General features: G+C 67.7%; 12 protein-coding genes. 4 read left to right on the forward strand and 8 right to left on the reverse strand.

Annotation, left to right across the window (positions count from 1 at the left end):
- The first annotated feature begins 362 nt into the window (after positions 1–362).
- Positions 363–1,277 carry an alpha/beta hydrolase gene (locus EBN03_RS07420; RefSeq protein WP_233608223.1) on the forward strand — a complete coding sequence of 305 codons (915 nt, stop codon included), beginning with the start codon at positions 363–365 and terminating at the stop codon, positions 1,275–1,277.
- A 177-nt stretch (positions 1,278–1,454) separates the two neighbouring features.
- Here the strand turns inward: EBN03_RS07420 and EBN03_RS07425 are convergent, their stop codons facing one another.
- The 4 genes from EBN03_RS07425 to EBN03_RS07440 all read right to left on the reverse strand — a co-directional run bounded on the left by EBN03_RS07425 (position 1,455) and on the right by EBN03_RS07440 (position 6,183).
- Positions 1,455–2,237, reverse strand: a complete 783-nt coding sequence (locus EBN03_RS07425; RefSeq protein WP_122187157.1) for a hypothetical protein — start codon at positions 2,235–2,237, stop codon at positions 1,455–1,457.
- 542 nt (positions 2,238–2,779) lie between these two features.
- On the reverse strand, positions 2,780–3,493 hold the full coding sequence (locus EBN03_RS07430) for a hypothetical protein (protein WP_122187158.1): 714 nt from the start codon (positions 3,491–3,493) through the stop codon (positions 2,780–2,782).
- Between the two features lie 887 nt (positions 3,494–4,380).
- Entirely contained in the window at positions 4,381–5,121 is a 741-nt protein-coding gene (locus EBN03_RS07435; RefSeq protein WP_122187159.1) for a hypothetical protein, read from the reverse strand.
- Between the two features lie 321 nt (positions 5,122–5,442).
- Positions 5,443–6,183, reverse strand: a complete 741-nt coding sequence (locus EBN03_RS07440) for a hypothetical protein (RefSeq protein WP_122187372.1) — start codon at positions 6,181–6,183, stop codon at positions 5,443–5,445.
- A gap of 490 nt (positions 6,184–6,673) precedes the next feature.
- Between EBN03_RS07440 and rfbB the strand changes: the two genes are divergently transcribed.
- Positions 6,674–7,675 (forward strand): dTDP-glucose 4,6-dehydratase, encoded by a 1,002-nt coding sequence (rfbB, locus tag EBN03_RS07445; RefSeq protein WP_122187160.1) that lies wholly within the window; start codon positions 6,674–6,676, stop codon positions 7,673–7,675.
- 56 nt (positions 7,676–7,731) lie between these two features.
- Here rfbB and EBN03_RS07450 read toward each other — a convergent pair whose 3' ends face one another.
- Positions 7,732–9,285 carry a DUF2142 domain-containing protein gene (locus EBN03_RS07450; protein ID WP_122187161.1) on the reverse strand — a complete coding sequence of 518 codons (1,554 nt, stop codon included), beginning with the start codon at positions 9,283–9,285 and terminating at the stop codon, positions 7,732–7,734.
- A complete protein-coding gene (locus tag EBN03_RS07455) occupies positions 9,282–10,253 on the reverse strand; it encodes a glycosyltransferase (RefSeq protein ID WP_122187162.1) in 972 nt (323 codons plus the stop codon). Before EBN03_RS07455 ends, EBN03_RS07450 begins: the two co-directional genes overlap by 4 nt.
- Positions 10,254–10,446: 193 nt before the next feature.
- Between EBN03_RS07455 and EBN03_RS07460 the strand changes: the two genes are divergently transcribed.
- Together EBN03_RS07460 and EBN03_RS07465 are read left to right on the forward strand one after the other, a co-directional pair.
- Positions 10,447–10,938 (forward strand): GtrA family protein, encoded by a 492-nt coding sequence (locus EBN03_RS07460; RefSeq protein WP_233608224.1) that lies wholly within the window; start codon positions 10,447–10,449, stop codon positions 10,936–10,938.
- Between the two features lie 228 nt (positions 10,939–11,166).
- Complete coding sequence (locus EBN03_RS07465; RefSeq protein ID WP_122187164.1) at positions 11,167–13,050, forward strand: glycosyltransferase; 1,884 nt, start codon at positions 11,167–11,169, stop codon at positions 13,048–13,050.
- Between the two features lie 928 nt (positions 13,051–13,978).
- Here EBN03_RS07465 and EBN03_RS07470 read toward each other — a convergent pair.
- Together EBN03_RS07470 and EBN03_RS07475 are read right to left on the reverse strand one after the other, a co-directional pair.
- Positions 13,979–14,425, reverse strand: coding sequence for a hypothetical protein (locus EBN03_RS07470; protein WP_122187165.1), 447 nt, complete (start codon positions 14,423–14,425; stop codon positions 13,979–13,981).
- A 213-nt stretch (positions 14,426–14,638) separates the two neighbouring features.
- Positions 14,639–15,304, reverse strand: a complete 666-nt coding sequence (locus tag EBN03_RS07475; RefSeq protein ID WP_147471484.1) for a hypothetical protein — start codon at positions 15,302–15,304, stop codon at positions 14,639–14,641.
- Positions 15,305–15,359: the final 55 nt, after the last annotated feature.

The raw sequence follows: 15,359 nt of genomic DNA on the forward strand, positions 1-15,359 counted from the left end.
CAAGTCTGCCAGCCCGGCCGGATCGGCGCACGACGGGCACCTGGTTCGCGGTCGCCCCGCGCCCGGGCCGGATCCGACCGCGCGGTCTGATCCGCTGTCGCGGACCGAATCCTGCAGTCTGTACGACGATTTTCGCCGAAACAGATTAATGCGGGCCAGATGTGGGCATACTCACTGTGTTGGACCCATTCACCCGGGAGCTCGACCGCCGGGTGAATTTTTGTCAGTGCCGACGAGGGGTTCAGGTGGGTCCGGCCCGCCTGTCGTCGGCGCGCCGGATCTGAAGCAGGTGCGCGATGAAGGGCATCGACTCGACAGTAGTCAACCCTCAGGGGGGCAGCGGCCCGTCCCAGGCGTTGCGAATGGTGTTCCGAAATGTGGTGCGCCCCATCGCGAAACGCTATCCGATCAACGAGGTCACCATCCCGCTGCTGCGCACCGCGATCGACACCGCGGTCAAGCTCCGTCCCGACCCGCAGGGCGTCGAGCGCGAGCAGATCCTCATGAACGGCTTCCGCATGGAGGTCGTGCGCACCGTCGGCGACCGCCGCCCGCTCAGCGAGGGCGCCGTGATGTACATGCACGGCGGCGCCTTCTTCATCGGCGGCATCGAAACCCACCGCCCGATCGCGGCCGCCCTCGCCCGCCGCACCGGCCTGCCCGTGGTCAACGTGGAATACCGCCAGCTCGGCGGCACCCGCATCCCCGAATCGATCACCGACTGCATGACCGCCTACCGCTGGCTGCTGCGCAAGGGCGCCGACCCCAGCCGCGTCGTGTTCGCCGGCGACTCCGCCGGCGGGTTCCTCAGCTTCGCAACCGCGCTGCGCGCCGCCGAGGAGAGCCTGCCCGCCCCCGCCGGCATCGTCGGCATCTCGCCGCTGCTCGACCTCGACTACCGGGCCAAGCGCGGCTACGAGAACGTCGAGCGCGACGACTACATCCCGCTGGCCGGTCTGCAGCGCATGGTCCGTCTGGGCGCCGAAGTGGACAAGCGCCTCGACCCCGCGCTCTCGCCGGTCAACTGCGCCCTGCACGGCCTGCCCCCGGTCCTGCTGATCGTCGGCGAAGACGAACTGCTGCGCTACGACTGCGAACTGATGGCCCACCGCCTCGCCGAAGCCGGCGTCCCCGCCACCCTCGAACTGTGGCGCGGCCAAGTCCACGCCTTCATGAGCATCGCCCCCGGCCTCCCCGAGAGCCGGATGGCCCTGGCCCGCGTCGCCCGCTTCATCCGTGCCCGCACCGAAGCGAACCCGGTCGCCCGCACCGCGTGATGAATGCCGGTCCGCGCCGGCATCGAAACTCGAATAGGGAGAGAAGGAACGCACCCCGGTGGGCCGGGGTGCGTTCCTGTGTCCGCGGGCAGATGGCATCGGATGCGCGAATCCCCCACCCGGGAACCGGACGGGGGATTCGTGGCAGGCGGGCGCTACGAACGGCGCTCGCGTGGCTTACTTGGCGGGAGCCGGGGCCGGCGGGTTGAACGGCTCGTTGGTGGTGGTGAAGTACTGGATCGCCGCACCGATCGCGACCGGGATGGTCACCAGCAGGGCGCCACCGATGGTGCCCAGGAAGCCGGTCGCGGCAGCGCCCGCGATGCAGCCGACCAGAGCGCCGGGCAGGAAGGAGAAGATGCCGCCGATGATGCCGGTGGCGAGGGTCGCGCCGCCTCCGACGGCAACACCGCCGAGGACGCAGCCCAGGGCAGCTCCGCCGATGGCGCCGACTGCGGCACCGATCGTGGCACCCATGCTGATGGTGTCCTTCAGGCGGTTGAACGCGGCCTGCTCACGGTCGTACGGGGTCTTCCACGGGGCCTGGTCCTGGAACGGCAGGTCGACGTTCTTGACGGTGGAGTTGGCGGGCAGGCCCGCCTTCACGTCGTTCGACACGGGCGCGTAGGTCGCGTCGGCCAGGTCGAACTTCGGGCTCAGGGTGGCGGTGTTGCCGTTGATGTCGGCGGCGACCGGGAAGGTGAAGTCGTCGACCCGGAAGCTCAGCGGGATGCCGGCCAGCACGTTGCCGTTGGGGGCCTTGATCTCCAGCTTGCCGTCCTCGTTCACCAGCGAGCCCGCGTCGGTCTTGATGATGGCCGAGGTGTCGGTCGCGGTGGCGGTGTAGTTAACGACCTTGTCGCCAGCGTTCGCGACGGGGTCGGCGTGGACGGTGCCGGCGGTCGCGGCAATCGCGCCGATGACCAGGGCGGAGGTCGCAGCAAACTTGTTGATACGCATGGGTGGAGATACCTCATCGATTGTTATGGCAGGTGGGTAGTTCAGGGAACTGGTTGTCCGCTCTGGACTCCTGTAGCAAACCGGGCAATAGCTAACTGTGGGTAACGAGATATAACCGTGACCGTTAACCGTTGCGGCTAGTTAGCTGTATCACAGTGTTTCCGAGAGGAAAGATCCCCCGCTCAGCGCCCGGAAATGGGGGTTTCGTGCACCGCTCGGTGTGAGGCAAACCACGCGGAATTCTGAGGGAATTCGAAGACCGATGCCCGAATTTCCACAGTCGCGGGATCGTCGGACCATTGTTCGACTCTGTTCGTTCACCTGAACCGACACCGTTCGTTCACTTTGGGCGGGTTCCGGCCGGAATTGCGAGTGTGAACCGATCGCGATGCCTCGCCCTCGGCTCCGTGAGTGGAACCACTGCCGGGAAACCGATCGACCGGTGTGAACGCGAAAAATCCCCGCTCCGAACAGGAACGGGGAATTTTCGCGCTGGGGGATGAGGAATCTCTGTTCGGCCTGCGGCCGATCCGTTGTACTCGTTATTTGGTACCGGCCGGGACGAAGGGCGCGTTGATGGTGGTGAAGTACTGCGCGATCGCACCCACCGCGACCGGGAGCGTCACCACCAGGGCGCCGATCACGGTGCCCAGGAAGCCGACCACGGACGCACCCGCGAGGCAGCCGACCGCCGCCCCGCCCAGCCCGCCGAACAGGGCGGTGATGGTGGCGACCGTGAGACCCGTGGCCACGGCACCGGCGGCGCAACCGATGGCCGCCCCCGCTACCGCACCGGTCGCCGTACCGACCACACCGCCGACGCCGACCGTGGTGGCCAGCCGCGTCCAGGCCGCCACCTCACGGTCGTACGGGGTCTTCCACGGCGCGCTGTCTTGGAAGGGAAGGTCCACGTCCTGGGGGGTGTAGGTGGCGTGCGCGAGGTCGTACTGCGGGGTCAAAGTGGCTGTGTTGCCGTTGATCTGCGCGGCGATCGGAAAGGTGAAGTCGTCTACGCGCACCGCCAGCGGAGCCGCCCCGCCCACAGTCCCGTCGTCGCTGCGCACTTCGAGCACACCGTTGTCGTCGACCAGGCTGCCGCCGTCGGTGGTGACGGTCGCTCCGGTGGTGGTGAGGTCCACGTGATAGCCGATGGTCTGCCCTGGCGCCTCGGCGGGCGCGGCGTGCACGGTCCCGGCGGTGACGCCGATCGCGGCGATCGACAGTGCCGCGGTGGCGGCGAATTTCCTGATCTGCATGTGCTGCTTGCTTCCTCGCTAGTCGGACGGAAGGAAAGCGGTGACGCCGCTCTGCCCAAGCGGCGCCGAACCCGCTGGTCCGTGCGATGAAGAATCCCCGAATCGGGCGAATCGCTGAACGGTTGCGCTCAGCGCGAGTCGATTGCGGCTCATCCGAGACTGTTTCGCTGTCGCCGCCCGCGGTGTGGTGTGTACCCCGCATGCGGTCCGATCGGAAGTGGGGGATCGGTGCGGGCGATTCGCTCTCCAGCGACGCCGTGGCGATCACCGTGGCACGGCACCCCACCGTCCTGCCGCGATCACTGACGAACCCGTGCTGACGATTCCGATCGAGTGTCGAGTGCGCACTGGTGTACGCGCCGCGAAACGTACTGCACAGCGCTCGAGCGGGTGGGGAATTCTGATGTGGGCGCGATGAATTCGTGCGCTCAATGAAATAATCTGGGGTTCAAGGGATTTGCGTGATGATAGGGTGCCGCGAAATTTGCGGGTCGAACTCGGTATACCCGGAATCCGATTGCGCGCCCCTGTGGGCGAGTTCGCCGGCATCCGAAGGCCGACGCTGCGTGGAGAATTGGGATAGCCACCGGCGGCTTGCGGGAGTAATTCTGCGGCACCAGAATTCGGGTTCGTCAGGTCACCGCTGTCGGTCCTCGGCGCCAGCGGCAAACCTTCGCGGGCTTGCACAAGCAGTCGGAATTCGAGTTCGAGAAAACGAAGAAGCCTTCCCAGCAGGACCGGTTTTCGTTCGGCTATGGGCTGTCCGGCCGTGTGGCACACGGAAATTCTTGTGCCGCAACCAGCTTCGGCTCACCTGGCTGCGCGCACGGCGAAGCCCCGTCCGGCCGAGCGGCCGAACGGGGTCTCCTGAAGCGAGCGACCGGCCCTTACTTGGCGGGGGCCGGGGGGTTGAAGGGCTCGGTGATGGTGGTGACGTACTGGATCGCGGCGCCGATGGCGACCGGGACGGTGATCACGATCTGGCCGAGGAAGGTGCCGATGAAGCCGGTCGCGGCGGCACCGACGAGGCAGCCACCGAAGCCACCGGCGGCGCCGGCGGGGACAGCGCCGACGGCGCTACCGGCGATGGCGCCGAGGATACCGGTGGCGGTCCCGGCGCCGGCGGCGCCCACGGCGCAACCGATCGCGGCACCGGTCAGACCACCGAGGGCGGTGCCGATGGTGGCGCCGGTGCCGACGGTGTCCTTGAAGCGGGTGAAGGCGGCGACCTCACGGTCGTAGGGGGTCTTCCACGGGGCCTGGTCCTGGAAGGGCAGGTCCACGTCGGCGGCGAGGGAGGCGTGGTCGAGGTCGATCTGCGGGGTCAGCACGGCGGTGTTGCCGTCGACCTGTGCGTCGATCGGGAACGCGACGTCGTCGACCTGAACGGTCAGCGGGGTGCCCGCGACCACGACGCCCTGGTCGTTCTTGACCTCGAGCTTGCCGTCCTCGACCGCCAGGGTGCCACCGTCGACCGAGTAGGTCAGGCTGGTGTCGGTCGCCTCGGCCTGGTAGCTGACGGCCCGGGCCGGCGCGTCGGTGGCCGGGTCGGCGTGGGCCGTGCCGGCGGCGACGCCGATCGTGGCGATCGACAGCGCCGCGGTCGCGGCGTACTTCTTGATCTGCATGTGCTGCTTGTTCCCTCACTCGTCGAACGAACCGAGCGCGATGGTGCTGCGCGGCCCCAGGCGGTTGCCGAACCTGTCGATCCGTGCGGCGAGAGTGCCCGATCCGAGCCGATCCGGGAATGATTGCGATCAGTGAGATTCGATCTCGGTCGCACGCCATGAGGGATTCTGCCGGTGGAATGCTCCGCGTACTCGGTGGCGCGCGTTGTGTCGGCGCCGATCGTTCAGGTCCTGCGGCAAGGGGTTTCGCGCGGAGAAGCCCCCGCCAGGCAGCTGCCGGACGGGGGCTTCCTCGTTCAGTTCGGTAGACCCGACCAGCCCCTACTTGGCGGGGGCCGGGGGGTTGAAGGGCTCGGTGATGGTGGTGACGTACTGGATGGTGGCGCCGATGATGACCGGCAGGGTGACCACGATCTGGCCGAGGAAGGTGCCGATGAAGCCGGTGGCGGCGGCACCGACGAGGCAACCACCCAGGCCACCTGCGGCAGCGCCCGGGGCGGTGGCAACGCCGCTACCGGAGATGAAGCCGAGGATACCGCCACCGGTGGCGCCGCCGGCGGCGCCCGCGGCGCAACCGATGGCCGCACCGGTCAGACCACCGAGGGCGGTGCCGATGGTGGCGCCGGTGCCGATGGTGTCCTTGAAGCGGGTGAAGGCGGCGACCTCACGGTCGTAGGGGGTCTTCCACGGGGCCTGGTCCTGGAAGGGCAGGTCCACGTCGGCGGCGAGGGAGGCGTGGTCGAGGTCGATCTGCGGGGTCAGCACGGCGGTGTTGCCGTCGACCTGGGCGTCGATCGGGAAGGCGACGTCGTCGACCTGAACGGTCAGCGGGGTACCCGCGACGACGGTGCCCTGGCTGTTCTTGACCTCGAGGCGGCCGTCGTTGACGTCGAGAGTGCCACCGTCGACCGAGTAGGTCAGCGAGGTGTCGGTGGTGGTCGCCTTGTAGGAGATGGGGGCCGGCGCGTCGGTGGCGACGGGGTCCGCGTGAACGGTGCCGGCGGCAACGCCCATGGCGGCGATGGACAGCGCCGCAGTGGCGGCGTACTTCTTCATCTGCATTGTGGAGTTCCTCATCAGGTGTTCGCGCAGTGCAGTCACGGCGTCGTTCGACGTGCCCGCGGTGCCGTAATCCCGGCGGGCTCAGGGTATGTGCCCGGGTTGCGGTCCGCATGCCGGTGGAAGCGGCTGTGAGCTGCGGGTCTCTCAATGTTTCAAGGGACTCACGCATCACAACGGGTCAGAGCTAACGCCCCGTGAACCCTGGTGATCCCGCAGTTCAGGCATCGTTCACCTCCGCTTCGCTGTGGATAGAATTCGGCTGAAAAACCGCTGATTGCACGGCATCTCCCGACGGGCGGTGAGAAGTTAGTCCACAAACAATTAACAATTGCGTGTGACGAAGGTCACATCACATAGTGTTATTGGCCGTGGGAAGTGTTATTCGACTGTTGTCTCATTCCACCCCGCGTTGTCGCGAACTGCATCCGAATGGTGGTTTCGCCCAGGACCGCTCGGCATCGCGGCGGTGCCGGTGACTAGGGTGGACGGGGTGCGACTCCTCGTAACCGGCGGTGCCGGGTTCATCGGCGCGAACTTCGTTCACCAGACCGTCACCGATCGGCCCGATGTTCGGGTGACAGTGCTCGACAAGCTCACCTATGCCGGCAATCGCGCCTCGCTCGCGCCGGTCGCGGACCGCATCGAATTCGTGCACGGCGATGTCGCCGACCCGGATCTGGTGAACCGTCTGGTATCCGACGCGGATGTGGTAGTTCATTTCGCCGCCGAATCTCACAACGACAACTCGCTCGCGCATCCGATGCCGTTCGTGCAGACCAATATCGTCGGAACCTTCACGCTGCTCGAGGCGGTCCGCGCGCACGACGTGCGCTACCACCACATCTCCACCGACGAGGTGTACGGCGATCTGGAGTTCGACGAGCCCGCGTTCACCGCGGACACCCCCTACAACCCGTCCAGCCCCTACTCGGCCACCAAGGCCTCCAGTGACCTGCTGGTTCGCGCCTGGGTGCGCTCGTTCGGGGTGCGGGCCACGATCTCCAACTGCAGCAACAACTACGGCCCGTATCAGCATGTGGAGAAATTCATTCCGCGGCAGATCACGAATCTGATCGACGGTGTCCGGCCGCGCCTGTACGGCGCGGGACATCAGATCCGGGACTGGATTCACGTCGACGACCACAATCGCGCGGTGTGGGCAATTCTGGACCGCGGCCGCATCGGACAGACGTACCTTATCGGCGCCGACGGGGAACGCGACAACAAGGCGGTGGTGGAACTACTGCTGCGTGAATTCGGGCGCGCCGCCGACGATTTCGATCATGTCACCGACCGGCCCGGCCACGATCTGCGCTATGCCATCGACGCGAGCCTGCTGCGCGACGAACTCGGCTGGCGCCCTCACTACTCCGACTTCGCCGACGGCCTCGCCGCCACCGTGCGGTGGTACCGCGACAACGAACAGTGGTGGCGCCCACAGAAGTCCATCACCGAGGCGGCGTACGCGACTGCCGGAGAACAGGTGCTGTAACGGCAACGGGCGGACCCGAATCGGATCCGCCCGCTACCCCGATAAGGCCGCTTACCTCAGCCCCAGACGAAGTAGTTGTATTTGAGCAACGCGGCCGACAGCGCGAACACCGACGCCGCGACGACCGTGACCGCCGGGCCCACCGTCGGAATCTTGCCCCGAGCGTCGCTGAGCCGCAACGGCATCCACCGCAGCAGCACCGCGAAGAACGCGATCGCCAGCGGCACGAAGTACCGGCCCTGCACACCGTCGATCAGGTAGTAGTCGACCGGCGAGAACGACATGTACAGCGTCACGTAGATCATCGCCACACTGGCCGCCACGGTCAGCGCCACGATCCAGGTCCGGGTTCGGGTGGCGGGCGACCACGACATGCGCTCGGCCACACCCACACTCACCGCCAAGGCGAGCAGGCACGCCACGATCGACAGCGCCGGCACATCGACGTAAGCGAAGCCGAGTTCCCCGAAGAACTGCGTGAACCAGCGCTGATCCCGCAACCACACACTGTCGAAGAACGTGCCGGTGAACTGGAACGGATCGCTCAGGATGTGGTGCAGCTGGTCGCTGGGCCGCACCGAATGCCATTGCGCGGCAGGCCGCATCAAGCCCATACCGTCGCCGGTGGGGGCGGCCTGCTTCATCCATACCGCGAACAGGCCCGCACCCAGGGCCGCGAAGCCCCACGGGATCCAGCGCCGCCACCCGCGCAGGCCGTACCGATTCGCCGGGATCACCACGGTCAGCATGGCCAGCAGCAGGTAGGTCGGCTTGCACAGCGGCAGCAGAACCGTCGCGCCCAGTGCGGCAACCAGTTCCGGCCGGGTCAGTTTCGCGCCCAGGAACAGGCCCTTCACCAGCAGGCACGACACCAGGATCGCGAGCGCGTTGGTGACCGTGTCGGCGGTGACCGTGCCGGCCTGGAACAGTGCGATCGGCAGCACCGAGACCGTGAACGCCAGCCACTGCACCCGATAGCCGCGCAGCGACCGCAACGCGAAACCGACGATCACCAGATAGGCGAGCAGGTCGGCCAGCCGGGTCAGCTCGACGGTGGCGCCCACGTTCAGGTCCAGCGCCTGCGCGGTTCGAATGGCCACCGCCGCAGGGATATACGGCACCGGCGAGTAGGCCGCGGTGTTGGTGAACCACATCGTCTTGGTCTGCTTCGACACCGGCTGCGCGCCGAGCGCGTCGTAGGCCGAGGGATCGACCACGATCGGGTCCGGCTCGTCGGGCTTGTGGTTGTAATCGCGGAACGCGTAGTCCATCTCGGCGTCGATGCTCACCGAGATCTGGCCGCCGTAGGCGACCCCGCGGTCGTCCGGGATCTTGTGCGGGGCGAAACCACCGTGCGCCACCTGGAAGGCGCGACCGAACTGGGTGATCTCGTCGTGCCCCCAGAACGGCGGCGTCACCACCGAGAACAGTGCACCGAACAGGCCGGCCACCACGACGAAAGCCAGTGCGCCCGCACCGAATCGGCGCTGCACCACGCCCCACAGGCCGCGCACCCCCGTGGTTTTCCCGGGAGCGGGCATCGCGGTCGCGGTCTCCGAGTCCGCCGACACCTCTTCGGCCGCAGTGTCTTCGAGATCGGCCGAACTCATCGCACGTCCTGCCGCGCCCAATCGCTCACGCGCTCACCGACAGCCGAATAACGCAGGTACATCAGCCGCGCCGCCTCGTGCCGGGAGCGGCGGATGCCGTCCAGGATCAGACCGGCCGTCCAGGCCAGGCTGCCGAACAGCAGCAGCGTGAAACCCAGGAACAGCGTGGGGAACCGCGGCACCGTGTGCGTCTCGTAGAACTCGAACACGATCGGGGTGATCAGCACCAGCGATACCAGCCACGACAGCGTGCCGACCAGGCCGTAGAACGCGACCGGCCGCTCGTGCCGGGCGAGCCCGGCGATCAGGCGCAGGATCTTGAAGCCGTCGTGATAGGTGCGCAGCTTGGATTCACTGCCCTCCGGGCGATCCCGGAACCCGACATTCACCGCCGTCTGCGGCACCCGCAGGTGCAGCGAGTGCACGGTCAGCTCGGTCTCGATCTCGAACTCGCGCGACACCGCGGGGAAGCTCTTGACGAAGCGCCGGGAGAACACGCGGTAGCCGGACAGCATGTCCTCGACGTTCTCGCCGAAGACCTTGCCCACCACGCCGTTGAGGACCTTGTTGCCGGTCTCGTGCCCGGCCCGGTAGGCGGAATCGGCGCCCTCGTCCTGTTTGCGCACACCCAGCACGTGGTCGTACGGGCCCGACAGCAGGGTTTCGATCATCTTCGGGGCGGCGAACGCGTCGTAGGTGTCGTCGCCGTCGATCATCAGATAGACATCGGCCTCGATGTCGGCGAAGGCGCGGCGCACCACGTTGCCCTTGCCCTTGACGTGCTCGAACCGCACGATCGCGCCCGCGGCCCGCGCCTGCTCGGCGGTGGCGTCGGTGCTGCGGTTGTCGTAGACGTAGACGACGATGCCCGGAACGGCGGCCTTCAGGTCGGAGACGACCTTGGCGACGGCTGCCTCTTCATTGTGGCAGGGCACCACGGCGGCGATACGAAGCTCGGTGGGGTCCACCCGGTCAATCCCTCGTGTTGATCGGACACTTGCGGCAACACGGGGGAGGGTACAGGGAGGACTCGTTGTTCTGCCCGACAACCCATGCAGCCGCATACCGGGGATGGTGCACGGCAGCCCTGCGTGTAGTGCCGACAACCCTGGCAGACAGTCGCCCTCGGCCCGCAGCCGGGTCTCGAGGTACCGTCACCCGGTGTCCAGCAGCAATACCGCGGCCGATCCGGTCGCGCGGCCCGACCTCCCGCTCGTGCAGCGGGTAGTCGCCGGACTCCGCCAAGGTGCCGCGTTCCTGGTGGTCGGTGGCATCGGATTCTTGGTCGACGCCGGGACATACAACCTGCTGGTCTTCTGGAGCGGGCACGGCCCGCTCTTCCATCAGCCACTGGTGGCGAAGATCCTCGCGATCGTGACCGCGACCGTCGTCACCTATTTCGGCAACAAGTGGTGGACGTTCGCGCACAAACAAGGCGGCGGCGCCGCACGCGAATATGTGCTCTATGCAATGTTCAATGTGATCGCCATCGCACTGCAGTTGGGGTGCCTCGGGTTTTCCCGCTACGTGCTACATCTGTCCACTCCGCTGTCGGACAACATCTCGGGCACGGTGATCGGCCAGATCATCGCCGTCGCCTTCCGCTACTGGGCCTACGACCGCTTCGTGTTCGTGGATCGCAAGGAACAGTGAATATGCGTGCCTGTGCGGGCAATTGCGTGGCCTTGCCGCGACACCGCCGCCCGACACCCGGGCACGGTGACCGCACCACTGCCGGGCCGACGACGTCCGGGCACAGTTCGAAACATTCCGTGTACACCGTTCGTCCGGGTCGGTTGATATTCTCAGCGCGGCCGGATGCGACGAAACGGGTGCAGCATCCAGATTTCCGACCGATGAGAACTTCGAGGATTTCCGACTATGGATCAGGCTGGGGCCGTGACCGAAACCGATCGTCGTAGCGCCGATCCCGCGCCCGCCACACTGCGGGCCGACCACGACGCGCCCGAGCGACTGGTGCTACAGCGCGGCCTGTTCGCCGGCCCGGCGCCCAAGATCAGCGACGACCTGTACGCGGTCGCCGACGGCAAGGTCACCCGCGAGCGGCTGTCGCTGCGACTGGCGGTCGACACCTCCGTTCACACCAACACCTACTTCGGCCGGTTCGCCGCCGCCTACTGGCAGCGCTGGACCACCGTCACCGAACTCGAGGTGGCGATGACGCTGGAGGTGGGCAAGCGGGTCAAGGTGCGCCTCGCCGCCTCCGACATCGCCGGCCACCGCCGGGTCATCGACACCGCGGACGTGCGTGCCGACGGCCGCGTCGTGCTGCGCGCGCCGCTGGACCAGTACGTCGACGGCGGCGCGCTGTGGCTGGAATTCGACTCGATCGGCGGCGAGGCCCTGATCACCGACGTCGAGTGGACCGCGGTCGCGCCCGAGCGGATCCGGCCGGTCGCCATCGCGATCTGCACTTTCAACCGGGCCAACGACTGCGCTCACACCGTGGCCGCGCTGGCCTCGGACCCGACCGTGCTGAACGCGATCGACGCGGTGTACGTGGTGGACCAGGGCACCGACCTGGTGCGCGACCAGGACCTGTACCAGGCGAAGGCGCCGGAGTTCGGTGACAAGCTGCGCTACATCCAGCAGCCGAATCTCGGTGGTGCGGGCGGGTTTACGCGCGGCCTGTACGAGGTGTCCGCCGCCAACGAGCACGCCGACGTCATCCTGATGGACGACGACATCCTGTGCGAGCCGGAAACGGTGTTGCGGCTCAACGCTTTCGCGAACATGACCGTCGAACCGACCCTGGTCGGCGCGCAGATGCTGTTCCTGCTCAACCCCGACTACCTCAACGTCGGTGCCGAGGAGACCAACCTGCCCGTGTTGCGGCACGGCCAGAAGGTCTCGAAGGCGTTGCGCAACACCAGCATGCTGAAGAAGAACCAGGAACGCCGCGTCGACGCCGGCTACAACGCCTGGTGGACCTGCCTCATCCCCGCCGAGGTGGTCGCCGAGATCGGACTGCCGGTCCCGATCTTCTTCCAGTGGGACGACGTGGAATACGGCCTGCGCGCCCGCGAACACGGCTTCGTCACGGTGACGTTGCCCAACGCGGCGGTGTGGCACGCCGACTTCTACTGGAAGGACTTCGACGACTGGGCGCGGTACTTCTCGTCCCGCAACTCGCTCATCGTGTCCTCGCTGCACACCGACCTGGACCCGAAAGCCATTCGGCGCCAGCTGTTCCGGGAGATCTGCGAATACCTGGTCGGCATGCAGTACGGCCTCGCGCACACCACGCTGCAGGGCATCGAGGACTACCTGAAGGGCCCGAAGGCGCTCGCCGACGGCGGCCAGGAGGCCCTGAAGCTGGCCCGCACCAGCCGCGGCGACTACGCCGAGACCCAGAAGGTCCCGGCCGCTACCGCCCCCGTCCGCAACGCCGACCTGCGCATCTCCCGCGACACCGGTGAACCGAGCCGCCTGATGCTCACCCTGCTCAAGCGCGCCGTGCAGCAGTGGACCGGCCGCGTCGCCCCCGGCCCCGTCGCCATCCCGCGCGAGGACGCGCACTGGTGGCACATCGGCCTGTACGCCCAGGTCGTGGTCACCGACGCCTCCCAGTCCGGCGTCCGAATTCGCCGCCGCGACAAGGCCCGTGCCCGCGCCCTGCTGATCCGCGCCTTCCGGGTGCTGCGCAAGCTGGAACGGGAACTCCCGGAGGTCACGCGCCAGTACCGTGCGGCCATGCCGCAGCTGACCAGCCGCGAGAACTGGGAACGCTTGTACGGCATCTGATCTCCGATCGATCTCCGGTGCGGCCACGGGAAAACCGTGGCCGCACTGCGTTTTCGACGGGCTGTGAACGCCGTACTCCCGGGCGGCGGGGCGCTGTCGATGAGCCTGGTCGCGAGCGCCGGCCCCGGCGGGTCCGTCGGTTGGCGATCCGCTCAGGACAACGAGTGGCACCGGGCAGTCGAGTCCGGATACACCGCGCGGTCGGAACCGGAAGTGGCTCGAGCCGACGTCTGCGTTCCCGGGTGCGGCCACGAGAGTGGCAGCCGCACCCCATCTTTCGTCGCGGCATCGAATACTCGGCGTTGGTATCTGCCCGTGGGCGCGCGAGAGCCACGACGGTGGTATCGCGGCGCTGTGCTGCCGAGGTCCGCGTGCGGACCACACGGGGTGAGGACCCAGCCGGTGCCGAAGTATTCAGTGCGGCGACGGAATCCGGTCCTACCGGCTGTCGACTGTGTTCACGGACGCCCCCCTTTACGGTTCCCCCGGCTACCCGCGTATCGCGAGCTCGCAGCCGAGCATGACAGCGCACCGCGCTGTCCGGCAACGGATTTACGGCCGACCCCCGCCGTGTGCCGAACTTCGCCGTGATGTTTCACGGCTCGTTCACACCGGGTATCCGTTCCCTTGGTGACAGTCGCAAATCGTTGCGGGAGAATCAATTTCCCGCTGTCTTTGCGAAAGCAGGTGGCTGAACGGTGCAAAACCCGGACGACAGAACCGAATCCGACGGCACAGACCGCGGCGCACCCGGCGCCGAGGCAGCCCCCCGCCACCCCGGTGAACGCCCGGCCACACCGAACCCCAGCCCCGCTCAACCCGCTGCTTCGGCGTCCGATCCGACCGGCACCGCGCCGAACCGACTGCGCCGACTGCCACGTGGGCCCGAACTGCGTGCCCTGCTCGCCTCGAAACGTGGTCAGGTCGTTCAACAGTCGGCCGCGGCCGCCATCCTGGTGGTGACCGCGATCGTCCTGGTCGCCGTGCTGACGATCGGCCCTGCCCGGCAGACGAAGAACACCGGAGACCTGCTCGCCTCCGCGCCCACTCTCAGCGCCGTCGACTCCGACTCGTCCAGTGTCACCCCGGTCGACGCCTCGGGCGTCCCAGCCGACGGCTCGACTCCCTCCGGCGACACACCGGGCGACCAACCCGTCCCGGACCTCGGCAGCACCGACGCCTCGGCGCCGGTGGACGGCGGCCAGCCGGCCGCCGACCCCATGACAGCCGCCGACACCAACGGTCCGGTCGACACCGCCACCGCCACAGTCGATCCCACCACCACCGACACCGTCGTGACGACCCCCGACACCCCCATCACGACCACCACCGACACCCCCACGGTGTCCCTGTCGTTCAGCGCCAGCCTCTCCATCGGCCCGCCGACCACCGACCCCTGCGCCGCCTACGCCAACGGCTCGTGCCCGTACTCCAGCACCTACCCGTACAGCAGCGACCAGTGCGCCACCTATACCTACGGCACGTGCCCGTACTCCACGTACCCGACCACCAACCCGTACGCGACCTATCCGTACCAGTACCCGGGCACGATCGGCCCCGGCAGCAGTACGGATTTCGGCCAGCCCGCCTACCCGACCGACGTCTCGAACCCGTACCCCGGCAGCACCACCGACTTCGGCACGACGGTCACCACCATCACCACGATCACCGTGATAGTCCCTCCGCCGACCACAACGACGAACCCGAATTCCTCGACCACGACGGCGAATCCGACTACCACCACACCGGTGACCAGCACGACCACCACACCGGTGACCACGACGGCCACCACACCGGTGACCACGCCGACCACCACCTCGGCGGTCCCGACGACAACCACCACAGTCGCGCCGACCACCTCCACGCCGACGACCACGCCGTCCACCACGACCGTGCCGACCACCACCGCCGCACGGTCCACCACCGCCGCGCCGTCCGCAACGGTCACATCGACGCGGCCGCCCGCGGCTGCTCCGGCAAGGACCACCGCCCCGGCGACCACAACCGTCGCGCCGACATCGACCGCGGCCCCGCAGGCCCGAACCAGCTCTGCCACACCGACTTCCATCGGCGCCCCAGCACAGAACCGGTCGGCCGTTGCGCCCTCGACGACCACGACCCACCCGACACCGACGCACCCGCCGACCACCCCGACTCGCCCGGCGCCCACCACACCGCACGTGACCACCCCGAAGCCCCCGATCCCGCCCTGCCCGCCCACCACACCGGCAACGCCGCCGGTCCGGGGTGCCACGACACAACCCTGCAAGTGACGGCCGGCCCTGGCCAGTCGATATCGGTTGTAGCGC

Source organism: Nocardia stercoris (assembly GCF_003696265.1).
In the GTDB taxonomy this organism is placed as follows: domain Bacteria; phylum Actinomycetota; class Actinomycetes; order Mycobacteriales; family Mycobacteriaceae; genus Nocardia; species Nocardia stercoris.